This window comes from Soonwooa sp. (genome assembly GCF_030151385.1).
Lineage (GTDB): Bacteria > Bacteroidota > Bacteroidia > Flavobacteriales > Weeksellaceae > Soonwooa.
Genome location: NZ_JASLDS010000024.1, coordinates 22,801 through 47,685, shown reverse-complemented (window position 1 = coordinate 47,685; position 24,885 = coordinate 22,801). Strand labels below are relative to the sequence as shown.

The window sequence follows — 24,885 nt, the reverse complement described above, 5'->3', positions numbered from 1 at the left end:
AGAAGTTTTAACTCTTGACAGAGAAGAAAGAAAAATCTCTTTAGGTATCAAACAATTATCTAAAGATCCTTGGGAAAATATCGAAACTAAATATCCAGTAGGTTCTAAGCATGTAGGAACTGTAAGAAACTTCACTAACTTTGGTGTATTCGTAGAGTTAGAAGAAGGTATCGACGGTCTTATCTACATCTCTGATCTTTCTTGGACTAAGAAAATCAAACATCCATCTGAGTTCTGCAACGTAGGAGATAAGTTAGATGTTGTTGTATTAGAATTAGATACTCAAGCTAGAAGACTTTCTTTAGGTCACAAACAACTTCAAGAAAATCCTTGGGATAAATTCGAAACTAAATATGCTGAAGGAACTGTACACACTGGTACTGCAGTAGAAGTTCATGATAAAGGAGCTTCTGTACAATTCGAAGATGCTGAAGTTGAAGCTTTCTGCCCATCAAGATTATTAGAGAAGGAAGACGGATCTAAAATCAAGAAAGGAGAAACTGCTGAGTTCAAAGTAATCGAATTCAACAAAGAATTCAAGAGAGTAGTTGTTTCTCACACAGGTATCTTCAGAGATGAGGAGAAAAAAGCTGTAAGAGAATCTAAAGCTGTAGTAGGTGGATCTTCTAACAACGAAGAAAAATCAACTCTAGGTGATATCGACGCTCTAGCAGAATTGAAAAAGAGAATGGAAGAAGGTAAATAATCCTTAATCCACTTTTAAATACTAAGCCGCTTCAGAAATGAAGCGGCTTTTTTTGTGGAATAAAACGAGGTTATGTTATCAGATATTTTGTAATTGAAAATTTCACATCGGGCAAACGTCGTTTCATATAATATTTTTTAGTAGGTTTTAAAACTAAATCATCTTTGGGCTATAATTTTAAAAATCCCAATCATGAAAAAGTTTTTCAAAATCCCGAGCATAACTTTAGCTGTAATTGTTATCCTTTATTGTATTGCTATTCCCATTTTTAGAAGTGATTTCGTATTACATCAAAAAGATATTTTTACGCCAACACCGTATCAAAAAGATTCTATAAGTGAGCAAATTAAAGACGCTAATGTTGCTTGGGTTTCCAAAGACTCAGTTCAGTTATTTGCATCGAAATCTTTGGCTTCTAAGGCCGAAATCTCTTTTAAATTAAATCATGTCGACATTCAAAGAAAGTTTATCAATGGTCAAGAATATTTTGATTTTAAACCTGAAAAAGTTGATCGAACGGTGATTTACTTTTTAGGAAATACAGCGAATGTCTTTTCTTATATTGATGATTTTACGGAGCTTGCAAAGTCAAGAAATATCGAAATTTTTGTTCCCGTATATTCTATTAATGGATTTTCTCAAGAGAAAGGCGAGTTGACGACTCAGTTTAAATTGAATCAAGATTTCTTGAATTTTGTTGAAAAAACTGCCAAAGTAGATGTTGTTATTGGACATTCTTTGGGGACGGTTTTTGCCACAAATGTAGCGGTGGATAATAAGATTCCAGAACTTGTTTTGTTAGCGCCAGTTTCTAATACTCAAGATGTGATAAAGAATGCTTATATGCAACTTTCAGGGATTTTGTATCCATTGAGACCTTTTTTCGATATCAAAGTCGGTGATGAGCTTTTGAAAAACGATCTTCCAAAGCGACTTAATCTAACCAAAAAAATAAAACCTTATCAAGGCAAGCTATTGATTTTTCACGGTACAAAAGATGAAAATCTTGCATTTTTCATGGGCGAAAATTTATTCAAGAGTTCTTCTGCGCCGCAAAAGGAATTTATTAGAATTGAAAATGGTGATCACGACGCAGCTTTTGAGAAAAGCAATTGGCAAAACCTGATGCAAAAGCTATAGTTTTTTGATATTTTTGCTCAAGATGACGCGCGCTCAACAAATTTTTCAGCGACTCAACCAAATCCCGCAAACTTATTTTCATGTGGGATTTTGGCTATTGTACATGGTTTATGTATTAGTCGTCAATTATCTCAACTTCGGAAAGCTTGATGTAAAGGAGATTTTGGCGTCTTTATTGCCGCTTATTTTGTTCTTTTATCTCTGTCTTCATGGTTTTAATTTGCTAAAGAAAAACCTCCCAAAAGGCATATTTTGGTTTGTAGGAATTTTCCTTTTGTTGTACGTTATTGGCTATTTTTTGATTGTCGATATATTTCCAAGTATTGGTATTTCGGTGATTGTAAGCACTTTTTCGTGGAAAGCTTATGTCGCAGAGATTATTCCGATTTCGGTTAAATTTTTTATTTATGCTCTGATTTTCTTTTTGATAAGTTCGGTGTTCAAATTCCAAATAAAGTTGGTGAAAGCCGAACAAGAGAAGCATAAAAACGAATTAGAAATTGCAGTATTAAGGCAAAAGGAATTGGAAATGATTGCCGAAAAAAGACAGTATGAATACGCTTTTCTTCGGGCACAGATTAATCCGCATTTTTTGTACAACACGCTGAATGTCCTTTTCTCCCAAGCCTTGAATTATTCCCAAGATTTGGCGGACAATATTTTGAAGTTAAGTGATTTGATGCGTTATTCCTTAGGTCAGGCGGAAGCTGAAACCTCGAAGATTTTGGCGAAAGATGAAATCCATCATTTGAAACTTTTATTGGATATTCATAAACTTAGGTTTTCGGATGATAATTTTATTGATTTTGAAGTGAAAGGAATTGTTGACAAACAACTTGTGCCGCCCTTGTCATTTTTAACGTTGGTCGAAAATGCTTTTAAATATGGCGATCTTCGCAATCCCGAATTTCCTTTAAAAATTGTAATTGAAGGTGAAAAGGATTTTGTCAAAATTGAAGTTTCCAATAAAAAGCGAAAGAATATAACTGAAATCGCCTCAAACCAAATTGGAATCGCTAATTTGAAACAGCGTTTGGATATTTCTTTCGAGCATAAATACAAGATAAATCTTGATGAAGGCGAGGATTTTTATACTTGCGAATTGATAATTTACCAAAACTAACAACATGAGATGCATTGCAATTGATGACGAAAAGCCAGCTTTGGAAGTGATGAAAAACTACATCGCCCGAATTCCTGAATTGATTTTGGTAGACGTTTTTACCAATCCAATCGAAGCGATGTTGGCAATTAAAAAGCAACAAATTGAGTTAGTCTTTTTGGATATTCAGATGCCTGAGTTGACAGGCTTGGAGCTAAAACAGCTCATTGACGACGACATAAAAGTAATTTTTTGTACGGCTTATTCGGAGTTTGCCGTAGAAGGATTCAATGTCAATGCGGTTGATTATTTGTTAAAGCCAATTTCGTTTGATCGTTTCTCCAAAGCGGTTTCCAAAGTTTTAAGTGTACAAAATAATAAAACAGAGGAAGTTTCGGATGACTATATTTTTGTAAAAACCGAACAAAAAGGCAAGATTATTAAAATCAATTTTAAGGAAATCGACTACATCGAATCCTTAGGGAATTATGTTTCTTTCCAGACCGAAAGTGATAAAGTTATTGCTTATTATTCGTTGAAAGAATTAGAAGAACTACTTCCAAAAGCTAATTTTCAAAGAATTCATAAATCCTTCATCATTAACACAGAAAAAATTTCTATGCTAGAAAATGGTTTTGTCATTCTAAAAAACAAAGCCAATAAAACACTAAAAGTGCCAATTGGTAATAGTTATAAGGAATATTTTTTATTGAAGTTGAAGAAAAAGCTTATTTGATAAAAGCTTAAAAGACACTTATTTAATGGACTAATTTTCTTACCTTTGCAACCCTTTATTTTAAAAATAAAAAAGGAGCAAGAAGAAGAAATTATGCAACAGAATAATGTTTTGAAAGGCGTTTTGCTAGTTGGGCTCGGCGCAAGTTTTTACGGAATGTTGGCAACTTTTGTCAAATTATCTTATAAAGAAGGCTTTACCACAGCAGAAGTTACGACTGCACAATTCGTTTTGGGGATTTTGGGAATGCTTTTACTAAATCTTTATCAATCCAAATTTTCAAAAAAATCATTTCCTAGCATCACAAGTGGAGATAAGAAAAAGCTTTTGATTGCAGGGACTTCCATGGGTTGTACGAGTTTATTTTATTATTTAGCAGTGCAATATATTAATGTATCGGTGGCTATTGTTCTATTGATGCAATCGGTTTGGATTAGTGTTGTCATTGAAGCATTTATTAAAAAAGAAATGCCGAGTCTTAGAAAGATTATTTCTGTGGCAATTGTGCTTGCTGGGACACTTTTGGCGACCAACATCATCAACCAAGATATTGCTTTGGATTGGCGCGGTATTATGTGGGGACTTTTGGCTGCTTCATCTTTTGCGACAACCATGTTTGCTGCCAATACGATTGCAACTTACGCTTCGCCACTTCGTAAAACCTTATATATGCTTTGTGGAGGTGGAATTATTGTAAGTCTGTTTTTATTCTTTGGACAGATTGGACCATATTATTTTGATGGACTAAAATCTTTTTATTCTAATTTCTCAGACAATCCAGCAAATATTCGCGCATTTGATTTTAGCATTTTTGTTAAATATGGTTTGATATTATCATTGTTTGGGACAATTTTGCCTCCGATATTATTTAACTCAGGTTTTCCGAAAGCGGGTTTAGGTTTAGGAAGTATTATCAGTTCTATGGAATTGCCAGTTTCTGTTGCCATGGCTTTCATACTTTTAGGAGAAAAAGTTGACGCAATCCAATGGTGCGGAATAGCGATGATTCTTTTTGCGATTGTGCTAATGAATTTGCCTCAGAGAAAGCTAAATTAATAAGTATATGCTTTTAAAATTATAAAATTCGCTCGTTTTTACCTGCGAATTTTTTTATTTCTAAAATTTTGATTATTCTTGCAGTCCTAAATTTTAAGATATTATATTTATGAAGAAAGTTCTATGTTCTTTAGCGGTTGTTTTTAGCCTCGGCTTAGCAACTGCGCAAATCTCAGTTAATGAGAATTTTACAACAACGCCAACTGCTGCAAGTGGTTTCACTTTTGTTGGTTTTAGCGGTTCAGCTACCAATCCTATTCCTTGTTCAAGTGGCAATCGTGCTATGAATAAGTCTTTTTATAGCGGAAGCGCAACTAATGCTACCAACGCTATTGTATACAGCTCCGACAATTCTAACGGTGGAAAACTTACGATATCTTTTCTCTATAAACATCCACCTGGGACAGTTAATGCGTCTGTTAATGGTAGCATGAAGGTTGAATATGCTATTGATAATGGCGAATATCAATTGTTGGACGAAGTAACGCTTAACAAGGTTGAGCAGTTTTGCCAAACTTATACAAAAACGATTGATGATGGTGTTGCTGTAAAGTCTAAAAATTTTAAATTAAAGATATCGGGAACCTATATTAGTGGCGATTATTATCTAGTGGTTGATGATTTGGTGATAACGCAAGCAGCTCCAACTTTGGCAGTTAATGATTTGTCAAAGGAGCAAATTTCAGTATATCCAAATCCAGTAATGGATGTTATTAGTTTATCAGATTTTAAAAATGTGAAGAGAGTTTCGATTTCTGATATTTCTGGAAAGCTTGTTAAAAATGTTGATAATCCTAAAGAATCTATAAATATTTCTGAACTTAAAAAAGGAAATTACATTTTGAACATCCAGACGGTTAATGGACAACAACAAACTCAAAAAATCATCAAAAAATAATTATATGAAAAAAGTTTTATTCTCGTTATCGCTTTTGATGAGCGCTGCTAGTTTTGCACAAATCAACTATACGGAAGGTTTTGAAACTGATAATGGAAATTTTGTAAATACTGGCTTTTTCAGAAGCAAATTCGCTCAAATTTGTAGTGGCGAATATGCGTTAATCCGAAATTTATATACCAATGCACCAACAGGTAATACGGTTTATTCGACGTTTTCTTCTAATGGTGGTGCTATTACAGCAAGCTTTAAATACAGAACATTTTTCTATGCTTTGCAAGGTGGCAAAGTTAATGGCGAAATGATTGTAGAGTATTCTAAAGATGGTGGCGCAAACTATACACAAATTGGTAAAGTAGATTTGACAACAGATATTACAACTTGTGCGACTTTTAGTTATACGATTCCTGAAAACGCTGTTCCAAAAAATGCAGGATTCAAATTTCGAGTAACTGGAAATCAAAAAGCAGATGGTGATTTTTATTTGATTTTGGATGATTTTAGTTTTTCACAATCCAATTTAGCTGTGTCAGATGTTATTAAAAATGATGTTAAAATCTATCCGAATCCAGTTAAAAATATGTTGATGATTAATTCTTCATCGAAATTGACTGAGGCGAAAATTACGGATTTCTCGGGAAGATTAGTACAGTCAAACAATTTGAAAGATAATAAAATCGATGTTTCTGCGCTTAAGGCTGGTAATTACATGATTACAGTAACTGATGAAAATTCTAAACAAACAACCACGAAATTTGTTAAGAATTAAGTATAAAAAAGGCTGTCAATTGACAGCCTTTTATTTTGGTTTTATTTGATTAGAACTTATAATTCAATCCAACTTGGAAAGTATTATTTCTGTTTTTGTGATCCGGATTATCAATGGATGTATTTCCGTTTTTGTTAATGTCAGTGAATCCCGCAACATATCTAGCATTGACACCAATGTTTTTAGTAAAATAATAACCTAGACCAAGACCTGCTCCCATATTGAAAGAGTTGAAATTGTCTTTATCAAGAGTTGTTGTATTGCTATTTCCATTAAGGTCATTTTTAGATTTTGCACTTACCAAAAATCCAAATTCTGGTCCAGCTTCTAAATAAAACTGTGGTGTTGCATTAAACTGGAACATTACCGGAACGGTAATATAATCAAGCTTTAATGAACTAGAATACTTATTACCTAGAGCCGTGTTGTCAACTTTTGCGCCCATTTGGCTATACATAACCTCTGGTTGAATGCTAAATTGCTCTGACAACGGTGCGTTCATAAATACACCTGCGTTGAAACCAACTTTTGATTTTACATCATCATATCCATCACTAGAAATTGAAGAAATGTTAGCTCCCGCTTTGATACCGAATTGTTGTGCGAATGACATCGATCCTACTACAACTGCTAATCCTACAAATAACTTTTTCATAATATTAAATTTTAATTTCAATTTTAAATTTTGTTTTACGACAAGTGTACTTCCAAATACTTTGCCAAAACTTTGATTTATTTCGAAATTTAATTCTATTATTCTTGATTATTTGTTAAAATTTAATTCTTAAATATCTGATTTTTAGTCAGTTGTAAATATTTTACAAAATTGTCAAATTTTACTGTTTTTAACAAAAATTCGGGGTGTTTTTTGACCTATTTTTTCATGTTTTTATAGAAATCTAGTCCCAAAATTAGGTTGGATTCGCTTACTTTTTGATCAAAAATGCCATTACCAATTCCATTAATTAGTGAAAAATTGATGTTGCCATCCGAATTTTTTTTGTCGTTAAACATCAATGCCAAAATATCGTCATCCTTGAACATCGAGATATCAACATAAGGAAAGAATTTCTGAATTTTAGTAATAATTTCGGTGCTCGTTTCTTGACTAATTAAGTTGTTAAGATAAGACAAGTGTGTCTCGATTATCATCCCCAAAGCCACAGCTTCTCCATGCGGAAGAAGTTGGTTGTTGGCAAGATAAAGGCTTTCAATAGCATGACCAACGGTATGTCCGAAGTTTAAGTTTTTACGAATATTTTGTTCTTTAAAATCCTTTTCTACAACTTCTTGTTTTATTTCGGTGCTTCGGAGGATAAAGTTTTCTAAGCTTTCTGCTGTCAACGATTCGATGCTCGTAAGCTCGTCCCAATGTTTTTTGTCTGCAATAAGACCATGTTTTAGCATCTCTGCAAAACCACTTCTAAGTTGTATGAAATCTAAAGTTTCAAGAAATTTTGGATAAATAAAAACCTGCTCAGACTGCGCAAAAGTGCCGATTATATTTTTTAAGAATTGATGATCGATTCCCGTTTTTCCGCCAATCGAAGCATCACACATCGCTAACAAACTTGTCGGAATGTTGATGAATTTAACCCCTCTTTTATAAGTAGAAGCAACGAATCCACCCAAATCGGTGATAACGCCGCCGCCAAGATTAATGACCAAAGCTTTTCTGTCTGCTTCGAATTCCGAAAGGATTTCCCAAAGCTGAACAGCGGTTTCAATATTTTTATGTTCTTCGCCAGCTTCGATTTCGATAATCTCAAACGGGACATCGGTTTCCATATTGGCAAGCAAGGTCGGAAGGCAATATTCATGTGTGTTTTCGTCAACCAAAATAAATATTTTGCTCGTCGAATTTTCGTTTAAAAATTGATTTAATCCGGAGAAATCGTCGTCTAGTAAAGTAATCATAAAAGGCTTTTTGCAAAAATATGAGAATTTTGACGAAGAAGTGGTTTTTAAAATGCATTATTTTTTATCGAATCGAAGTTTAAATGCTAAGGAATGCTTAATTTTGAACTTTCAAATTTATTCAAGATATGAGTATTTTTAACGATACTAAATTGGCCTTTGCGGATAAGACGGATTCGCAACTCAAGAAGGCTTATTGGATGTTCAAAGCGATAGAAAATCCTAGTTTAACAAGTGTTGGCGTTTCTATGCTCAACTTTGTTGTCAGAAATAATTTTCCATTTGTTGATGGTGTTGTCAAGAAAACTTTGTTCGAGCAATTTTGCGGTGGCGAAACGCGTGAAGAAAGTATGGCAGTTGTCAAAACTTTGTTTAAACACAGAATAGGAAGTATTTTCGATTATTCGATTGAAGGCAAAGTAGACGAAGAAACTTTTGATGCTTTTTGCAAGGAGATTAAAGATATTGTTCGTTTTTCGGTTGGTAATCCTGCGATTCCGTTTGTGGTTTTCAAACCAACAGCTTTCGGAAGAATCGATTTATATGAAGAAGTTGGTAAAGGTGCAGAGTTGACGACAAGTCAAAAAGCAGAGTGGGAGCGTGTTGTTAAACGTTTTGATGATGTTTGCAAATTGTGCTACGAAAGTGACAAAAAAGTGATGGTAGATGCTGAGGAAACTTGGATGCAAGGAGCTGCTGATCAACTTTGCGAGGAGATGATGGAGAAGTACAATAAGGAAAAACCAATTGTTTGGAATACCATCCAAATGTACAGAACGGGTCGTCTAGAATATATGGCAGAACATCTTGAAAGAGCGAAGGAAAAAGGCTACTTCATCGGTTACAAAATCGTTCGTGGCGCCTATATGGAGAAAGAAAGAGCGCGTGCTGCGGAAAAAGGCTATCCAGATCCAATCCAACCCAACAAAGAAGCTTCTGATATTAATTACAATGCTGGTATCGACTTTATGATGAATCATCTTGATAGAGTTTCGGCGTTTTTTGGTACGCATAACGAAAAGTCAACAGAGCTCATTATGGACAAAATGCAAGCTAAGGGATTGGAGCACGACAATCCGCATGTGTATTTTGGACAATTGTACGGGATGAGTGATAACATCAGTTTTTATCTTGCGGACAAAGGCTACAATGTTGCAAAATATCTTCCGTATGGACCCGTAAAAGATGTTGTCCCTTATTTAACAAGAAGAGCACAAGAAAATACTTCCGTTGCAGGACAAACTGGGCGTGAGCTTGGTCTTATCGAAAAAGAATTAAAACGTAGAAAACAAGCTTAAGTTTTGTTTTTAAGATAAATAAATCCTCGTCAGTTTTGGTGGGGATTTTTTGTGTTAAATGAGTATATTTATTTTATCAAAGTTTTTAAAATGAAAAAGGTTCTGTTTTCGGTTGCTGTCTTATTTTTATCAAGTCAAATTATGGCACAAAATCAATTCATTCCCAAACCTAAAGAAGTCAAAATTAATGATGGTTTTTTACAATTATCCAATGATTTTGTTATTCAAAGTATTGATTCAAATTCTGAAGCCGATTATTTAAAAAATCAACTAAAAATTAGTATAGGAAAAGATTTTAAAATTGGAAAATCAGGGAAGATTAGGTTGGCGGTTCTTCGAATAAAAGAGCCTACTGATAAGATGGCAGAATCTTATAGCCTTAATATCGATAAAAATGGAATTTCAATAACGGCATTTACCAACGTAGGGGTTTTCCGTGGTGTGCAGACTCTTTTACAGTTGATTGAAGAACATCAATCTGATTTAAAACTTCCTTATTTAGAAATTTCTGATTCTCCAAAATTCGCTTATCGAGGGATGCATCTCGATGTTTGTCGCCATTTTTTTACGGTTGAGGAAGTCAAAAAATATCTCGATTATCTCGCGATGTACAAATACAACAAATTTCATTGGCATTTAACGGACGACCAAGGTTGGAGAATCGAAATCAAAAAATATCCGAAGCTCACTTCTGTTGGCGCTTGGCGTAATGGTTCCCAAGTTGGAGCCTATTCGGATATGAAGTTTGATGACAAAAAATATGGTGGATTTTACACACAAGAACAAATCAAGGATGTTGTAAAATATGCCGAAAAATTGCATATTGATGTTATCCCAGAAATCGAAATGCCGGGACATGCGCAAGCGGCTTTGGCGGCATATCCAGAATTAGGATGTACAAAAGGACCTTTTGAAGTTTGGAAACAATGGGGCGTTTCCGAGGAAATCTATTGTCCAAAAGAAGAAACTTTTAAGTTTTTAGAAGATGTTTTGGACGAAGTGATGCCTCTTTTTCCGTATCGATATATCCATATTGGAGGCGATGAAGCGCCGAAAATCCGTTGGAAGCAAAGCGAGTTTTGTCAAGGTTTGATTAAAAAACTAAACTTAAAAGATGAAATGGGCTTGCAAAGCTATTTCATAACGAGAATGGAGAAATACATCAATTCCAAAGGCAAACAAATCATCGGTTGGGACGAAATTTTAGAAGGTGGTTTAGCTCCCAATGCAACGGTGATGAGTTGGACTGGTGTGCAAGGCGGTATTCATGCTGCAAAAACGGGACACCAAGCGATTATGACACCAACTTCTACTAATTATTTTGATTATTATCAGGGAAGTCCAGATACCGAACCTATTGCGATTGGCGGCGATGTGACTTTGAAAAAAGTTTACGATTACAGCCCAATTCCCAGTGAGTTGTCGGAGCAGGAAAGTGAATTTATCTGGGGAACACAAGGAAATTTGTGGACAGAATATATCTTGGATTTCAAACATGTGGAATATATGATTTTTCCGAGAATGATGGCGCTTTCGGAGGTTGCTTGGGGAACTTCAAATCCAGCTGAGTATAAAGAATTTGAAAACCGAGTGATTCAGCATTTTAATATTTTGGATAAAAAAAGAATCAATTATTCAAAAGCTATTTTTGAAGTTACAGGTAGTGTTTCGGTGAGCAGTCATGGGAAAGTTTTTTATGATTTAACTTCTGCAAATGACCCCAAAAATATTCGATACACAACCGATGGAACAGAGCCTACAAATGCATCCAATGTTTATAAAGATATTTTGGAAATTTATAAAACTGGTACTGTAAAATCTGCCTATTTTGAAAACGGACAACGTCTAAGTTCTGTAACAACGCAGGATTTTAATTTTTCAAAATCTACAGGAAAGTTTATTGAATTAGAAAATCCACCTGCCGAAGCTTACAGCACTGGTGGCAAAAATACTTTAGTAGACGGCGTTTTAGGAAATACCAAAAACTATGGCAAAAATTGGTTAGGCTTCAATGGAACCGATTTGGTAGCAATAATTGATTTTGATGATGTAGCAGAATTTAGCAATTTAAAATTCAATACTTTGGATAGACAAGGAAGCTGGATTTATCTTCCAAAATCGGTGACTATCTCGGTTTCTGACAATGGAAAAAGCTTTACAGAAATCAAAAAAGTTTCTCAAGACGACATTATCAAAAGCAAGGGGATAATGGATATTTCTTTCCCAAAACAAAAGAAAACCTACATCAAAATCGCTATCCAAAATTATGGTGTAATTCCCGATGGACAGGCTGGGGCAGGTAATCCAGCTTGGCTTTTTGTGGATGAGTTGTCGGTGAATTAAAAAAGTTTATCGCTTTTCCCATTTTGAATTGTTTTTGACGAACAGGAATGTTTTAGAATCTTCACTATAAGAATAATTTCGAAGGATGATTTCCACGCTGACTTTTTTCACATTTAGCGGTTGAAGGTCTAGTATTTTTTTCTTAATTTTTAAAGAATCATTATTAAAATGTTGTGTTGCAGTACTAAATTCGTTATTGAAAGCAGTTCCCGTGAAAAGTACTTTTCCATCAATATTATATTGCTCGTCAAAACCAGTTGAAAGGTCAATAAAATAAGGATTTTCTTTAATGTATTTTTGTTCCTCCAATTTTTCTTTTGCAGTCGTTTTACCATCATAACGCTCATCATTTCCGCAAACGCCAAGTATTCTTTGAGTTACTAAAAACAAACTGTCTTTTGGGGACATTGTTTTAGCAATTTCTTGGATCATTTCGCTTTTCAATTGTGCTGCATTTTCAACTTCGGTTTGTTTTAAGTCTTTGGAACCTGAACCGCAAGCGACTGATAATAAAGCAATCGAGAGAAATATAGATTGTTTTTGTATCCTTTTGTTAGTATTTGGAAAAAAGAGTTTCATCATTTTTTAGTTTGTATTATTAATCGGCACTAAAATAAAAAAACAAAAGTGAATCTATTTAGCATTAATTTTTCTTATCACGTAGACGCCTTCGTTATCGTCGGAATTCCACGAAGTTGAATATTTGTAATAAAGAAAGGATGGCGTATTTGCTTTTTTGAATTCATCAGCAACTTCAAAAATAAAAAAGTCCGTTTCTACAGGAGAAAAATTAAGTCCAGCTCCTTTCTGTGCTATCGATTTAAAGGTGATGCTGCTATTTTCGAATTCAAGTTTATTAACAGCCATTCCCGCAAACTGTACTGGAATAATTGTGTAAGGACCATCTTCAACGTCTTCTTTTTTAAAATATAGAGTTTTTATGTTGATGCGTTTACTGTATTTCAATTTGCTTTCTGGCTCGTTGCTAAAATCATATTGATTGCCAGAAGTAAGATAATCACTATAACTGTCATTGTGCTGAATATCTTTTAACAAATAAAGTCGATCGCATTTTTCAGGAATAATATTATCATCAAAACGGATTTCAGGATATTTGTTCATGCGGTATACGGAAGTAAATTCGTTGGTGTAGAGCACAATCCATTGACCATTTTGTCGAAAATACAAAGGATACAGTTTACCACCTAGTAATCCTTTTCGATAACCCCAAAATGCAACATCTGAAGATTGGTAAAGCTTTTCAAACTCACGATTCCAAGTGCCGTCGTCCATATTTCCTTCGGTATTTAAGCTTTTGCTAAATTTCTCTAAAGTCGGTTTGTCTTTTGATAAATCATAAATGCCATGCCAACTCACTACAAAGGAAGACGGAACATTATAGTCCATGTTATCTGGCATTCCGCTTGGGTCAGTCTCTTTCATATCCAAATAATAAACCCGCGAACCGCGACTATCTAGTTTGGTTATTCTCGCGTCTTGTGCAATGAGATAATAATCTTTTTGAGGATGGTAACGGATTTCATTCCAAGTTGAACCTGTCACTTTAAAAAGCTCAAAAGTTTTGTTTTTCAATGTTTTGGATAAGTCTGGAACATTCTTACCTGATGGCATGAAGAAATTTAAGTTGATCATGGTGCATCTGTGTACGAAAAATATGATAAATGCAAAACCTAGCAGTTTCAAAATTCTAGGTCGAGTTAGTTGTATTTTCATCATGCCATCATAAATGTTTAACAATTATGAAGTTAAGAAATTTGGTTTAATACAAAGCTTACTTAATCAGTTTTTAACTTTGAAAAACAAAAAAAATCCTTGCATAACAAAAATGTTATCACAAGGATTCACTATAAATTATGATGCTTATTTTCTATCTAATCATCGAGTTTCCCGCGCCCAAAGCCATATAAAGGTTGATACGTTCGATGCGTTCTTGGAGGTCGAGGTCGATGTTGTTCATTTCTTTTTTAATCAAATCTCTTTGTTTTTGGATAAGATTAAAACTGTTGCTATTACCCACTTTTATTTGCTTTTTGGTAAGCTCAATATTCTTTTGAAGTGAGTTAATGGCTTGGTCCTGAAAAACACTTTGTTTATCAATCGAAGTAAGATTTGCCAAAGCCGATTCTACCTCGTTGAAAGCCGTCAACACCGATTTCGAATATTCTTCTACAACTTGTCGTTGCTCGGAAGTTTTTACTTCGACATTTTTCTTCAATTTTCCACCGTTGAAAATAGGCGTCACCAATCCGCCACCAACTTTTATCAAAGGATTCGAGAATAATCCGTTGATGCTTTCTACGTTGGTTCCTGCTGCACCAAATCCTGCGCTGATGTTTATCGATGGCAATCTTGCTGCTTTTGCTTCCTGAACATCGTAAAATGAACGCTCAATTTGGAATTGTTGCGCCATGATGTCCGAACGTTTTTCCAAAAGTGGTAAAGGGAAACTTGTAGGAATATCGTTATTCAACGCTGAAAATTTAGAATTCACTTTTAAAAGTCCTTCTGGATATTTTCCGCAAAGCATTTCCAAACTTCTACGTGACTGCGAGTTGGCGTTTTTTATCTTTTCTAAATATGAGTTTAACAAAATAATTTCGGTCTCGATATTCGAAATATCCAACTCATTCGCCGTTCCGACTTTCGTTTGAACTTTGTAGATTTTCTTCAAATCTTCGGTCATCTGGATATATTGCGTAATTTTTTGCTCTTGATATTGTCCTGCAATATTTAGGAAATACGATTTAGCAATCATCGCGGCAACCGATTGTTCCAACATTTTCTGTTGATATTGCGCCGAATAATACTGGCTAACACTCGACATCGAAGCCGATTTATTTTTGCCCCACAAATCCAGTTCCCAATTGGCTTTTAGTTGCAGGTTTCCGATGTGCGTCCCACTCACGACGTTATTGCTGGTGTTGGCAAGTGCATTTACGGTCGGATAAAGATTGCTTCCTGCAATGTCCATCGCCAATTCTATCTGGTTCAGTTTTTCTTTAGAAATAATGATATCCGCGTTATGCGCCAAACCTTCTTTAATAAGGCTTTCCAGCTCTGGCGTTTTCAGTTCGTTAATCCAAGTGTAAGAAAAATCGGATACATCTTGGTTTTTATCTTGAATCCACTTGTCGGGGATTTCGATATTTGCTTTTATTTCGCTTTTATTTTTAAGGTTTTCAACTGTTTCAAGTGTCGCGTTTTTGTAACCAATACACGATGTTAAACTCATAAAAATGACTGCTGCTACACTAATTTTTTTAATCATCTTAATGAAGTTTTGGAATGATGTAATTCATCTTACTTGTAATTCTTACCATTACTTTTCTAATTAAATGCAATGGTTTTATATGCTCCGAATACACAACTGCTGTACCACGAGAACCTACTGTCAAAGGAACTTGGTTAGGTTCCAGGGTAAATTTCGCAATCAGTTTTCCATCGGTTTCTGGCAATTGTCTTGCAGTGTCCGGAATCCCCGAAGTTGTCCCAGTTCCGCCAATCATACCGCCAGCATTGTTCATAATCCCTTGGCTCGTTGCGTCGATAACATCTTCCAATTTTGCTTTTACCACTTTTCCGGGAGCGGTTTTAATTGCCAATTCTACTTCATCGCCTTTCTTCACGGCTTCCAATTCGTTTTGAGAGAAAAATGCGATAACCGTTTGCTGTTTTTGAATCAAAACAAATGCAGATTTAAATGGTGCCATCATCGCACCCTCATTTAATTGTACGTTCGGGATAATTCCGTCCGTTGGAGCGACTACTACCGATTGAGAAAGTTTCCATTTCGCTTGGTCAAGTCGCGCTCTGATTTCGGAAACCGATGAGTTTTCGCCATCGTAGGTTGAACCTGTTTTCGTTTGCAGTGAACTTTGCGCAGATTGTGCAGCGGCAATTCTCGATTGTAAATCTTGTGCAGTTGCAATCGCTTGTTCCAAATCAAATTTGTTTGCAGCGCCTGCAGCTACCAATTCTTGATATTGCGTAACACGTTTGTTAGCCAAATTCAATTGAGATTGTAGGCTTGTAATATTTTTTCTTGAAGCTTCAATGTCAGCACTGTACGACGAAACCGTCGCTTGCATATTGCTCAGTTGCGCTTCCAGAGATTTTATTTCTTGTTTAAAAGGTTCTGGATCCAAAGTGAAAAGTGTGTCTCCTTTTTTCACTTCCTGATTGGTTTTTACATACACCTTTTTTACTTTTCCTAAAGTTTGAGTCGTGATGTCCACACTTCGGTTACCTACTTTAACATCCGACGTAATCGGCGTGTAATAGTTTAAACTTAAAATTAAAGCAATAGACCCGAAAATCGGCAACGAAAACACTACAACTTGCGTTGGAAACGTCCACGGAATTAATTTTAATTTCTTGATGAGAAGCCAGCAAATTCCGGCATATATGGCGATTAATATTTCTAACATGATATTTTATACTTGATGATTAGGTGTTTGTTCTATTTGAGGTGTCTCCTTGGCAGCCAATTCTTCCGCTGCTTTTTGTTTTTCCAAAGCTTTTTTAGCCTTTTTTTCTTCTCTGGATAAATGTTGGTCGTAGTCGTAGTTAGCCCAAATTAGCGCTACAGGCCACAACAAACCGCCAAAAATTAAAGAAAGTAAACACATGCTTTTAATAGCATTCAGTTGCGGATGATTTTTCTTTTCCGCAATTTTCTCTGGATAGATGTGGAGTTTCCAGAACAAATAGATTCCACCAAGTGGTAAAACCAGCATCAATAGCCAAGAAACTACGTCTGCAATGTTGTCTTCTATATTTCCCGTTGAGGCATAAGAAAAGCCGCAACACAAGAATAAACACAGTATTGTGATTTGTTTTTTCATAATGTAAAAAGATTGTGGATGTTAAAAACTCGGTATTATCGCAGAGGACAATACCGAGAATCATGAAAGCATGATTTAAAACTAGTGTTTCGTTCCGAATTCTTCACGTAGAACTTCTCGTAAGAAATCGGCATTTTCATGATAAATTTTAATTTGCTGAGGACTTAGAATAGTATCAAAAGCTTTGTCTGCTTTTTTTAGATTCTTTTCTAATTTGCGTTGAGCACTTTTTTTGTTTCTGTTTTTGTCAGAAGAAAAATAAGTATCAAGGTCTTGTCTTACCTCTTCAACCACTTTTTGGTTCACTGCAAAAACGGGTTGCAATTGGTCGTCTGTTAAATCCAACATTCTGGACATTAACATCGTTCTGAAAGTTGCTCCACGAAGGATTTTATTGGTTTGGAAAACCTCAAATTGTGTTGGAGAAAGTACTTCTTTAAGAGCCGTATTTCTTGTTTTTAAAACTTCAGCAAGACCTTTGAAATTTTCTTGTTGAGTTGTGTTTTGTGTAAAACTTTTCTCGTCCAAATTTTCGATGGCTGTTGCTGCATCCAAGTTGATTTTGTAAACTTGTTGAGATTGGTCTTGCGTCATATTTAGGAATGACATCTCGTTGGTGATGTATGCACCCAATTTTTCTACATGTTGAGATTGTGCGTTTACTTTTGTACTTGCGAAAACCATTAATAAGCTAAATGCGCTTACTTTTAAAAAATTCTTAACCACTGTTTTTTGTTTTAAATCGTTAGACATTCATTAAACAATGTAACTTCATGTGTTACAGTGTTTTTGATGGTACAAAATTAGGATGAAGAAATTGCGAAAAAGTATTCTTAAGTTAGTTTTTTTTGAATTTTCTATTTTTTTGAATTCTCGCAGTAAGTCTCGAAAGTGAGTTGGCAGTGATGCCAAGAAAATTGGCAATGTACTTTCTACTGGCGTTTTGTGAAGTGAAAGGACGCTCCGATAGGAAGTCTTCGTAGCGCTCTTCAGGAGCTTTTGTACACAATTGCTCAATGCGAGAAACCATGGCAGCAGCTATATTTTTTAAAGATTCCAAATATATTTTTTGAATTTTTGGAAATCGCTCGCAGACTTCTTCAAATTTTTTAAAATCAAAAAGAAGGAGTTCTGTATCGACTACAGCTTCAATAATATATTTGCTTCTATCGCCTCCCAAATAGACTTCGGGAGTTGTCATAAGTACATTTTCTCGTTCGGAAGGCAAGAAAGGGGAAAATTCATTTCCTAATTCATCAAAATTATACCAACGAATTAGTCCGTTTTTAATTAAGAAAATTTGATTAAAAGTTCTGTCAGGCTCTGCGAGTTTCTCTTTCTTCGCCAATAAAATAGGGGTGCAAATGTCCGCCAACGCCGATAATTCCTCGTCGTTTAAATCTTTGAAAATTTCTATCTTCTTAAGTTGGCTTATTTCTGACATTTGTTATTTGAGTTAAAAATGAAGCTATCTAATTCTGTGCCCAAACTCAGGGATTATCGTTTATTAATAGAATGTTGTGAAAGTCTTAACAGCCCGATCGATTAATATAGATTTAGCTTTTTCCCTTTTTAGTAAAGATAAAAATTTTCTTTTGTATGTGAAGTCGATGAAATTAATTTTAAAATTTGATTTTGTGCAATTCGATAATATTTAGATATTTGTTTAACACTTAATTAAAATCATAATTTATGAGCTCTTCTAGACGCAAGTTTATAAAAAATACAGCATTAGCTTCTTCGGCTTTATTACTTAATCCGATTGATGTTCTAGCAAATTCAACAAACATCGACAACAAGGCAATTAACAAACCAATAGTGATTTCAACTTGGGATTTTGGATTTCATGCAAACGCTGAAGCTTGGAAAATTTTGTCAAAAAATGGAAGAGCATTGGATGCTGTTGAAAAAGGCGTTCGTCTGGTGGAAGATGATCCAACCGAAAGAAGTGTTGGTTATGGAGGACGTCCTGACCGCGATGGCAAAGTGACTTTGGACGCTTGCATCATGGACGAGAATTATAATATTGGTTCGGTTGCAGCTTTAGAACATATCAAAAATCCAATTTCGGTGGCGCGTGCCGTGATGGAAAAAACACCACATGTAATGCTAGTAGCCGATGGCGCATTAGAATTTGCCCTTAGCCAAGGTTTTAAAAAAGAAAATCTTTTGACACCAGAATCCGAAAAAGAATGGAAAGAATGGTTAAAAGAAAGTAAGTATAAACCAATCGTGAATATTGAAAATCATGATACAATTGGGATGATTGCTTTGGATGCAAACGGAAATTTGTCGGGTGCCTGTACAACCAGCGGAATGGCTTACAAAATGCATGGCAGAGTAGGCGATTCGCCGATTATTGGAGCAGGATTGTTTGTTGATAACGAAGTTGGTGCAGCGACGGCAACAGGTCACGGCGAGGAAGTTATAAGAACAGTTGGGACACATCTTGTTGTCGAATTGATGCGACAAGGTCGGACGCCACAAAAAGCCTGTAAGGAAGCTGTGGAACGTATCGTAAACATTGCAAAACGTCGTGGCAAAAACCTAAAAGATATTCAAGTTGGCTTTATTGCCTTGAACAAAAAAGGAGAATACGGCGCTTATTGTATTCAGGACGGTTTTACCTATGCTGTGTACGACCAAAAGGGAAACCGAATGGAAAAACCAGAGTTTAGTTTGAAGTAAGTCATAAAAAAACCGCCGCACATCGTTTTCGATGTGCGGCGGTTTTTTAAATTTATATACAGAAATTTTAAGAATCCCACCAAGTTCCAAATTCCTGATTCTTATTGTTTAAATCCACTTTCTCTCCAATCATTGGTGTAAAGACTTTGAAGCTTTTACCTTGACTATTTTCGGTGATTTTTTCTAAAGGTTCTTTCCAAGAATGCATTGCTAAAGCAAATTTTGAAGAATGGACAGGGATTACATTTTCTGCGCCTAGATCTTCAATCACATGTTGCATCTCGTGTGGCAAAGTATGGATGTAATGCCAACGCTCGTTGTATTGTCCATTTTCGAGAATTGCCCAATCAAAAGGACCAAATTTTTCCCCAATTGTTTTAAAGTGTTTACCATAACCACTGTCGCCACCAACAAAAATATTGTGATGACTCGATTTTAAAACAAAGGAAGACCAAAGGCTAACATTTCGTTTGAGACCTCTTCCCGAAAAATGTCGTGCAGGTGTAGATGTTATGTGGATGTTCTTTTCTAAAACAGCATCTTCGTACCAATCCAATTCGATGAGTTGCTCTTCGTCAAAACCCCAACGTTCTAGATGTGAGCCAACTCCCAAACCACAAATCACTTTTTTAATTTTAGATTTTAAAGATTTTAAAGTTTTAAAATCCAAATGGTCATAATGATCATGAGAAATAATTAAATAATCGATCTCAGGAAAATCATCGGATTGATAAATATCCGAACCTTTGAAAGCTTTTGTCGTACCAGCGATAGGCGAAGCATTGCCACTAAATACTGGATCTACTAAAAATTTAGTCTCGTCAACCTGAAAATAATAAGAAGAATGTCCCATCCAAATCAAAAATTCTTCTTCATTTTTAAGAGATTGCAAATCCGTTTTCTTTGTAGGAATAAGAGTAGTTGGTATTTTGTTGGGTACTTTTTGAGTTAAAAAATCCCACATCACTTTGTGCATTGAATAACCTTCTCCAAAGTTTGGCGTGTGTTCTAGATTTTGGAATTTTCCATTTCGGAAGTTTGCGGATTTTTTTATTCGTTCCAGTCGGAGACCTCGCGCTTTAGAACCAAAAACTGGTTGTTGCATAAAGAGGAAAACAAGAATCGCAATGGCAATTGCCACAATAATAATAAAATTGATCATTTAATTAGAAATATTTTTGACAAGCAAAATCCAATCGTCTTCCAAAAATTTGTAGCCTTGATCATAGACAAATCGATATTCGGAGGCATTTTTATAAACTACAAGTTGCGTGAAATAATCGAAACTAAATCCTAGAGCCAAAAGTTTGGATTTTAATATTTTGGTTTTACCGTCAATATTGCAATCTGTCAAAATACGGTGGTTCTTGCGAAGTTGGTAATTGATATTCCGCATAAGGTTGGTCGTATCTTTGTTGATGCGGTTGTTGTAGCTATTTCTACAAGCATCCGAACAGAATTTTTTGTCTGATCGACCAACGATTTTTTCACCACATTCGGGACAAGTTTGCATGTTGTTATTATTCAGTTTCGAAATTATCAAAAAGTATTCCTTTCAAATCAAATGGACGTTTTGACCGCAATAGAGGAAAATTCTCGACTTTTGCTAAGGAAGAATACCGATGCTCCGAAGATTAATACCTAAATTTACACAAATTAATTCTAATGAAATCAAAAACAATAATACTTGGTTTGCTAGCTATTTCGGGTTTGGTGACAAGCTTTTCTGCTCAAAAGAAATCAACTAAATCATCTGTAAAATCTACGAAAATGCAAGATTCTTATCCATATCAGAAATATGCGAAAGTGAATTTAACAACCGATATTTCTCATTTAACGACCAAAGAAAAGGAGGTTCTGAAATTGATGTTCAAAGCAGCTAAGGTAATGGACGATTTGTTTTGGCAACAAGCCTACGGTGACAAAACTAAATTGTTGTCCAAATTATCTGGCGAAGCGAAAGAGTATGCTGTGATTAATTATGGTCCTTGGGATCGTCTTAATAATGAAAAACCTTTTGTAGCAGGTGTTGGGGCGCGCCCGGAGGGCGCAACGTACTATCCGACTAATATGACAAAGGATGAGTTCGAAAAAGCCAATGTGCCAGACGGAAAATCGTCTTATACTGTTGTTAAAAGAGATACTAATGGCGTATTATATTCGGTTCCGTATTCTATTGAATATAAAACGAAACTTCAAGAAGCTGCCAAATATCTGAATGAAGCTTCTGCAATTGCGGAAGATGCTGGTCTTAAAAATTATCTTAAACTTCGTGCTGAAGCCTTAACGACAGACAATTATTATCCGAGTGATTTGGCTTGGATGGATATGAAGAACTCAAATTTGGATTTGGTTATCGGTCCAATTGAAAATTATGAAGATCAATTATTTGGATACAAATCATCTTTTGAAGCTTATGTTTTGGTGAAAGATGTGGAGTGGAGTAATAAGCTTGCGAAGTTTGTGAAATATCTTCCAGAGTTACAAACCAATCTTCCTGTAAAAGCTGAATACAAAAAGGAAGTTCCGGGGACAGATTCGGATCTTAATGCTTACGATGTCGTTTTCTACGCTGGCGATTGTAATGCTGCTGGGAAGACGATTGCGATTAACTTGCCAAATGATGAGAAAGTTCAGCTAGAAAAAGGAACGCGAAGATTACAACTTAAGAATGCAATGAAAGCTAAGTTTGATAAAATTTTGGTTCCGATTGCAACCTCGCTAATCGATGAAAGTCAACAAAAAAACATCAAATTTGATGCATTCTTTTCTAATGTGATGTTCCATGAAGTGGCACACGGTTTAGGAATTAAAAATATTATTAACGGTAAAGGTTCTGTTCGTGAAGCTTTAAAGGAAGCTAACTCTGCTTTGGAAGAGGGGAAAGCGGATATTCTAGGACTTTATATGGTTAATCAATTGTTGCAGAAAGGCGAATTATCTGGAAGTAAAGAAGATTATTTCGTGACGTTTTTGGCAGGGATTTTCCGTTCGGTGAGATTCGGAGCAAGTTCGGCACACGGAACTGCGAATATGATTGCTTTTAATTATTTTGCTGAAAAAGGAGCTTTCGAAAAATTAGCCAACGGACGATACAAAGTGAACATTCCAAAAATGGAAGCTGCGATGAATGGCTTGTCAGAATTGGTTTTAACCTTACAAGGTAATGGCGATTATAATGGTGTTAAAAAACTTTATGCTGAGAAAGGTATTATTCCAGCAGATTTGCAAAAAGATCTTGACAAACTAAAAACGCAAAACATTCCTGTTGATATTGTATTCGAACAAGGTCCACAAATGTTAGGCTTGAAGTAATTTAAATAACATTAGTTCGAGAAAAGAAAATTAACGTCAGTTTGAGTGGTTTTCAAAGAAAACTGTATCGAAAACAAGTGAATTTTCTTATCATTAAAACTTCTCGATATGCTGCGCGACTCGAAGTGACAGAAGTATTTTATCGCGAACTTGTTTTAAATATTAAAAAAACAGAAGTTATTTTTAGCTTCTGTTTTTTTACTTAAAATTATAACTAAAGAAATAGTGATATATTTTCGATTTTATTTAATATTGTATATTAGAAAAACCAAAATTAAAACTATGAAAACTAAAATCACAATCAGCTTTCTTGTAATCCTTCTCGCAAATTTATGTTTTGCGCAATCTTACAAAATTATCTACGAGCTACAATGGAAACCCGATTCCAAAGCCGACAAAACAGAAACCGAATTAACAACGCTTTTAACAACAAAAGATGGAGTCTCGTATTTTGAATCTTACGATCTGTTTCGTGCAGATTCCACCAAGACCAAAGCGATTTTGGACATGAGAAAACGTGATGATGGGCAATTACGCTTTCCTACGATGAAGGACGATTCAAAGTTTCGAGAATTAGTTGTTAAAGATTTTAAAAACAAAAAATTTCTCACCGAAAGAAAATTTTATAACAAAGCATTTTCAATCGATTACAATTGTCCAATGAAGTGGAAAATAAGCGACGAAAAATCTAAACTTTTCGGTTACAACATACAAAAAGCCGAGCTTAATTTTGGAGGAAGAAGTTGGACGGCATGGTTCACCAACGAAATTCCGATTGCTGATGGACCTTACAAGTTTTATGGATTGCCAGGTTTAATTTTAAAAATTTCGGATAAAACTAATGATTACAAATTCGAAATTGTAGGCATCACAAAAGAAGAAAATAATATTTCGGAAAGACATTTTGGAGATGGATCTCCCGCAAAAGTCAATTTGACACAATGGGACAAATTTTGGAAAGAATATAAAAAACAACCATCTATGATTTTAGCAAATCTTAATACTGCACAAACAACCTACGTCATCGATGGCAAAGATGTTAATGATAAAGATGTGAAAGCTTCTTTTGATAAAAAAGAAAAAGCTCTAATGGCTTATTTCGAAAACAATCCAATAGAGCTTAATTCTACTTGTCAGTAGACTTTTAATTGGCTTATCCTATGAAAGGTACAATTTGATTAAATGGTTTACCAACAATACTTCCGTATAATGATACTAAGAATAAAAGCACAATAACCAGTAATAGAATTGGCTTATATCGGAATTCCGTTCCTTTTTTTACGGCGTATTGATAAGAGAAATAAGTTCCTGCAAGAAATATACTTGTAAATGCAAGCATAATGTAAGTTACCATCATAAGTTTTACTTTTTAATTTTATTTTGGATAAATATAATTTTTTTGACCAATACTTGTCAAGTTTTTCGCGTAAATAAAAGAATTTCGAAAATAAAATATCGTGCTATTGGTTTTTGAAGAATTATGATTAGTTTAGGCTTTGGTAAAAAAAATCTTACAAAAACACAAATGCTAAAGAGAAAAACAGTTTGCCTCGTTATTTTGTTTTTAATAATGCTGTTATTAATTTGGACAAAATATGTGGATTTCGATTCATTTTGGATACATGTTAACCATCGTACATTAGCTTTGAATGAAATGCCTTTCAAAATTATTATCAGCTTAATTATTTCTTTTTTACTGATTTCAATTTTTGAAAAAGATTATGATTATTGGAGTCTATTTAATTTTTCGTGGATAGCGATTTTGGTTTTATTAGTGAACCATTATTTTATTTCATATTACGATTATCGCACTTTGGATTATTTTTGTTCAGAAGAGATTAAAGATTTCGAAACTAAAAAATATACCGACAAATTTGGTTGGGTTAACAATGATTTTATCATAAAAAAAGACACTATTAATCTTGCTCAAAATCCTAGTGTTGATAGTGTCTATGAAGGGGATTTTAAAATCTACAAAAGCCGATTCCAGAAGTATTATTATCTTACAAGGAAGTAAGGAATTTAGTTTTAGCTCTTTTAAAAATAAAACAG

At 34.8% G+C, this 24,885-nt stretch carries 25 protein-coding genes; 13 read left to right on the top strand and 12 right to left on the bottom strand.

All coding sequences use genetic code 11. The annotated features are described in order from the left end of the window. The 7 genes from Q1V95_RS03410 to Q1V95_RS03380 all read left to right on the top strand — a co-directional run. The coding region (locus Q1V95_RS03410) for a S1 RNA-binding domain-containing protein (protein ID WP_300670293.1) at positions 1-706 on the top strand (706 nt) is incomplete at its 5' end. Positions 707-898: 192 nt separating this feature from the next. Further along, a complete protein-coding gene (locus tag Q1V95_RS03405; protein WP_300670292.1) occupies positions 899-1,846 on the top strand; it encodes an alpha/beta hydrolase in 948 nt (315 codons plus the stop codon). Positions 1,847-1,868: 22 nt separating this feature from the next. Continuing rightward, positions 1,869-2,969: a sensor histidine kinase gene (locus Q1V95_RS03400; RefSeq protein ID WP_300670288.1), complete on the top strand. Its 1,101-nt coding sequence runs from the start codon at positions 1,869-1,871 to the stop codon at positions 2,967-2,969. Between the two features lie 4 nt (positions 2,970-2,973). Next, on the top strand, positions 2,974-3,684 hold the full coding sequence (locus Q1V95_RS03395; protein ID WP_300670284.1) for a LytTR family DNA-binding domain-containing protein: 711 nt from the start codon (positions 2,974-2,976) through the stop codon (positions 3,682-3,684). 93 nt (positions 3,685-3,777) lie between these two features. Next, complete coding sequence (locus tag Q1V95_RS03390) at positions 3,778-4,740, top strand: DMT family transporter (RefSeq protein ID WP_300670282.1); 963 nt, start codon at positions 3,778-3,780, stop codon at positions 4,738-4,740. Positions 4,741-4,849: 109 nt separating this feature from the next. Continuing rightward, positions 4,850-5,638 carry a T9SS type A sorting domain-containing protein gene (locus Q1V95_RS03385; RefSeq protein WP_300670280.1) on the top strand — a complete coding sequence of 263 codons (789 nt, stop codon included), beginning with the start codon at positions 4,850-4,852 and terminating at the stop codon, positions 5,636-5,638. A 4-nt stretch (positions 5,639-5,642) separates the two neighbouring features. Further along, positions 5,643-6,407, top strand: a complete 765-nt coding sequence (locus Q1V95_RS03380; RefSeq protein WP_300670278.1) for a T9SS type A sorting domain-containing protein — start codon at positions 5,643-5,645, stop codon at positions 6,405-6,407. Between the two features lie 49 nt (positions 6,408-6,456). Here the strand turns inward: Q1V95_RS03380 and Q1V95_RS03375 are convergent, their stop codons facing one another. Together Q1V95_RS03375 and aroB are read right to left on the bottom strand one after the other, a co-directional pair. Then, complete coding sequence (locus Q1V95_RS03375) at positions 6,457-7,062, bottom strand: porin family protein (protein WP_300670276.1); 606 nt, start codon at positions 7,060-7,062, stop codon at positions 6,457-6,459. A 218-nt stretch (positions 7,063-7,280) separates the two neighbouring features. Beyond that, complete coding sequence (aroB, locus tag Q1V95_RS03370; protein WP_300670274.1) at positions 7,281-8,324, bottom strand: 3-dehydroquinate synthase; 1,044 nt, start codon at positions 8,322-8,324, stop codon at positions 7,281-7,283. Between the two features lie 128 nt (positions 8,325-8,452). Here aroB and Q1V95_RS03365 point away from each other — a divergent pair, with 128 nt between their 5' ends. Both Q1V95_RS03365 and Q1V95_RS03360 read left to right on the top strand, forming a co-directional pair. Then, positions 8,453-9,622, top strand: coding sequence for a proline dehydrogenase family protein (locus Q1V95_RS03365; RefSeq protein WP_300670272.1), 1,170 nt, complete (start codon positions 8,453-8,455; stop codon positions 9,620-9,622). 90 nt (positions 9,623-9,712) lie between these two features. After that, entirely contained in the window at positions 9,713-11,965 is a 2,253-nt protein-coding gene (locus tag Q1V95_RS03360) for a family 20 glycosylhydrolase (protein ID WP_300670270.1), read from the top strand. A 6-nt stretch (positions 11,966-11,971) separates the two neighbouring features. Here the strand turns inward: Q1V95_RS03360 and Q1V95_RS03355 are convergent, their stop codons facing one another. The 7 genes from Q1V95_RS03355 to Q1V95_RS03325 all read right to left on the bottom strand — a co-directional run bounded on the left by Q1V95_RS03355 (position 11,972) and on the right by Q1V95_RS03325 (position 18,274). After that, positions 11,972-12,547, bottom strand: coding sequence for a hypothetical protein (locus Q1V95_RS03355; RefSeq protein ID WP_300670268.1), 576 nt, complete (start codon positions 12,545-12,547; stop codon positions 11,972-11,974). A 51-nt stretch (positions 12,548-12,598) separates the two neighbouring features. Next, a complete protein-coding gene (locus tag Q1V95_RS03350) occupies positions 12,599-13,618 on the bottom strand; it encodes a hypothetical protein (RefSeq protein WP_300670266.1) in 1,020 nt (339 codons plus the stop codon). 235 nt (positions 13,619-13,853) lie between these two features. After that, the gene (locus tag Q1V95_RS03345; protein WP_300670264.1) at positions 13,854-15,254 is read right to left on the bottom strand and encodes a TolC family protein; all 1,401 of its coding nucleotides are present in this window, start codon (positions 15,252-15,254) and stop codon (positions 13,854-13,856) included. A 1-nt stretch (position 15,255) separates the two neighbouring features. Beyond that, positions 15,256-16,413, bottom strand: coding sequence for a biotin/lipoyl-binding protein (locus Q1V95_RS03340; RefSeq protein ID WP_300670262.1), 1,158 nt, complete (start codon positions 16,411-16,413; stop codon positions 15,256-15,258). A gap of 6 nt (positions 16,414-16,419) precedes the next feature. Further along, positions 16,420-16,830 (bottom strand): DUF3302 domain-containing protein, encoded by a 411-nt coding sequence (locus Q1V95_RS03335; RefSeq protein ID WP_300670260.1) that lies wholly within the window; start codon positions 16,828-16,830, stop codon positions 16,420-16,422. Positions 16,831-16,911: 81 nt separating this feature from the next. Next, the gene (locus Q1V95_RS03330; protein WP_300670258.1) at positions 16,912-17,556 is read right to left on the bottom strand and encodes a hypothetical protein; all 645 of its coding nucleotides are present in this window, start codon (positions 17,554-17,556) and stop codon (positions 16,912-16,914) included. Between the two features lie 112 nt (positions 17,557-17,668). Next, a complete protein-coding gene (locus Q1V95_RS03325; RefSeq protein WP_300670256.1) occupies positions 17,669-18,274 on the bottom strand; it encodes a Crp/Fnr family transcriptional regulator in 606 nt (201 codons plus the stop codon). Between the two features lie 248 nt (positions 18,275-18,522). On the opposite strand from Q1V95_RS03325, the gene Q1V95_RS03320 reads away from it, so the two are divergent. Further along, on the top strand, positions 18,523-19,518 hold the full coding sequence (locus Q1V95_RS03320; protein ID WP_300670254.1) for a N(4)-(beta-N-acetylglucosaminyl)-L-asparaginase: 996 nt from the start codon (positions 18,523-18,525) through the stop codon (positions 19,516-19,518). A 67-nt stretch (positions 19,519-19,585) separates the two neighbouring features. Here the strand turns inward: Q1V95_RS03320 and Q1V95_RS03315 are convergent, their stop codons facing one another. Together Q1V95_RS03315 and Q1V95_RS03310 are read right to left on the bottom strand one after the other, a co-directional pair. Further along, positions 19,586-20,680, bottom strand: a complete 1,095-nt coding sequence (locus tag Q1V95_RS03315; RefSeq protein WP_300670252.1) for an MBL fold metallo-hydrolase — start codon at positions 20,678-20,680, stop codon at positions 19,586-19,588. Beyond that, positions 20,681-21,031, bottom strand: coding sequence for a hypothetical protein (locus Q1V95_RS03310; RefSeq protein ID WP_300670295.1), 351 nt, complete (start codon positions 21,029-21,031; stop codon positions 20,681-20,683). It abuts the gene before it with no gap. A gap of 152 nt (positions 21,032-21,183) precedes the next feature. On the opposite strand from Q1V95_RS03310, the gene Q1V95_RS03305 reads away from it, so the two are divergent. Beyond that, entirely contained in the window at positions 21,184-22,833 is a 1,650-nt protein-coding gene (locus tag Q1V95_RS03305; protein ID WP_300670250.1) for a Zn-dependent hydrolase, read from the top strand. Between the two features lie 282 nt (positions 22,834-23,115). Continuing rightward, positions 23,116-23,973 (top strand): GLPGLI family protein, encoded by an 858-nt coding sequence (locus Q1V95_RS03300; protein WP_300670248.1) that lies wholly within the window; start codon positions 23,116-23,118, stop codon positions 23,971-23,973. Positions 23,974-23,986: 13 nt separating this feature from the next. Here Q1V95_RS03300 and Q1V95_RS03295 read toward each other — a convergent pair whose 3' ends face one another. Then, the gene (locus Q1V95_RS03295) at positions 23,987-24,190 is read right to left on the bottom strand and encodes a hypothetical protein (RefSeq protein WP_300670245.1); all 204 of its coding nucleotides are present in this window, start codon (positions 24,188-24,190) and stop codon (positions 23,987-23,989) included. Positions 24,191-24,403: 213 nt separating this feature from the next. Here Q1V95_RS03295 and Q1V95_RS03290 point away from each other — a divergent pair, with 213 nt between their 5' ends. Further along, positions 24,404-24,850 carry a hypothetical protein gene (locus Q1V95_RS03290; RefSeq protein WP_300670243.1) on the top strand — a complete coding sequence of 149 codons (447 nt, stop codon included), beginning with the start codon at positions 24,404-24,406 and terminating at the stop codon, positions 24,848-24,850. The last annotated feature ends 35 nt before the right edge of the window (positions 24,851-24,885 follow it).

What these genes read in the sequence shown, in the direction of transcription:
- Q1V95_RS03405 (WP_300670292.1), top strand. Translation starts at nt 899, where the DNA reads ATGAAAAAGTTTTTCAAAATCCCGAGCATAACTTTAGCTGTAATTGTT.
- Q1V95_RS03400 (WP_300670288.1), top strand. Translation starts at nt 1,869, where the DNA reads ATGACGCGCGCTCAACAAATTTTTCAGCGACTCAACCAAATCCCGCAA.
- Q1V95_RS03395 (WP_300670284.1), top strand. Translation starts at nt 2,974, where the DNA reads ATGAGATGCATTGCAATTGATGACGAAAAGCCAGCTTTGGAAGTGATG.
- Q1V95_RS03390 (WP_300670282.1), top strand. Translation starts at nt 3,778, where the DNA reads ATGCAACAGAATAATGTTTTGAAAGGCGTTTTGCTAGTTGGGCTCGGC.
- Q1V95_RS03385 (WP_300670280.1), top strand. Translation starts at nt 4,850, where the DNA reads ATGAAGAAAGTTCTATGTTCTTTAGCGGTTGTTTTTAGCCTCGGCTTA.
- Q1V95_RS03380 (WP_300670278.1), top strand. Translation starts at nt 5,643, where the DNA reads ATGAAAAAAGTTTTATTCTCGTTATCGCTTTTGATGAGCGCTGCTAGT.
- Q1V95_RS03375 (WP_300670276.1), bottom strand. Translation starts at nt 7,062, where the DNA reads ATGAAAAAGTTATTTGTAGGATTAGCAGTTGTAGTAGGATCGATGTCA.
- aroB (WP_300670274.1), bottom strand. Translation starts at nt 8,324, where the DNA reads ATGATTACTTTACTAGACGACGATTTCTCCGGATTAAATCAATTTTTA.
- Q1V95_RS03365 (WP_300670272.1), top strand. Translation starts at nt 8,453, where the DNA reads ATGAGTATTTTTAACGATACTAAATTGGCCTTTGCGGATAAGACGGAT.
- Q1V95_RS03360 (WP_300670270.1), top strand. Translation starts at nt 9,713, where the DNA reads ATGAAAAAGGTTCTGTTTTCGGTTGCTGTCTTATTTTTATCAAGTCAA.
- Q1V95_RS03355 (WP_300670268.1), bottom strand. Translation starts at nt 12,547, where the DNA reads ATGATGAAACTCTTTTTTCCAAATACTAACAAAAGGATACAAAAACAA.
- Q1V95_RS03350 (WP_300670266.1), bottom strand. Translation starts at nt 13,618, where the DNA reads ATGATCAACTTAAATTTCTTCATGCCATCAGGTAAGAATGTTCCAGAC.
- Q1V95_RS03345 (WP_300670264.1), bottom strand. Translation starts at nt 15,254, where the DNA reads ATGATTAAAAAAATTAGTGTAGCAGCAGTCATTTTTATGAGTTTAACA.
- Q1V95_RS03340 (WP_300670262.1), bottom strand. Translation starts at nt 16,413, where the DNA reads ATGTTAGAAATATTAATCGCCATATATGCCGGAATTTGCTGGCTTCTC.
- Q1V95_RS03335 (WP_300670260.1), bottom strand. Translation starts at nt 16,830, where the DNA reads ATGAAAAAACAAATCACAATACTGTGTTTATTCTTGTGTTGCGGCTTT.
- Q1V95_RS03325 (WP_300670256.1), bottom strand. Translation starts at nt 18,274, where the DNA reads ATGTCAGAAATAAGCCAACTTAAGAAGATAGAAATTTTCAAAGATTTA.
- Q1V95_RS03320 (WP_300670254.1), top strand. Translation starts at nt 18,523, where the DNA reads ATGAGCTCTTCTAGACGCAAGTTTATAAAAAATACAGCATTAGCTTCT.
- Q1V95_RS03315 (WP_300670252.1), bottom strand. Translation starts at nt 20,680, where the DNA reads ATGATCAATTTTATTATTATTGTGGCAATTGCCATTGCGATTCTTGTT.
- Q1V95_RS03310 (WP_300670295.1), bottom strand. Translation starts at nt 21,031, where the DNA reads ATGCAAACTTGTCCCGAATGTGGTGAAAAAATCGTTGGTCGATCAGAC.
- Q1V95_RS03305 (WP_300670250.1), top strand. Translation starts at nt 21,184, where the DNA reads ATGAAATCAAAAACAATAATACTTGGTTTGCTAGCTATTTCGGGTTTG.
- Q1V95_RS03300 (WP_300670248.1), top strand. Translation starts at nt 23,116, where the DNA reads ATGAAAACTAAAATCACAATCAGCTTTCTTGTAATCCTTCTCGCAAAT.
- Q1V95_RS03295 (WP_300670245.1), bottom strand. Translation starts at nt 24,190, where the DNA reads ATGATGGTAACTTACATTATGCTTGCATTTACAAGTATATTTCTTGCA.
- Q1V95_RS03290 (WP_300670243.1), top strand. Translation starts at nt 24,404, where the DNA reads ATGCTGTTATTAATTTGGACAAAATATGTGGATTTCGATTCATTTTGG.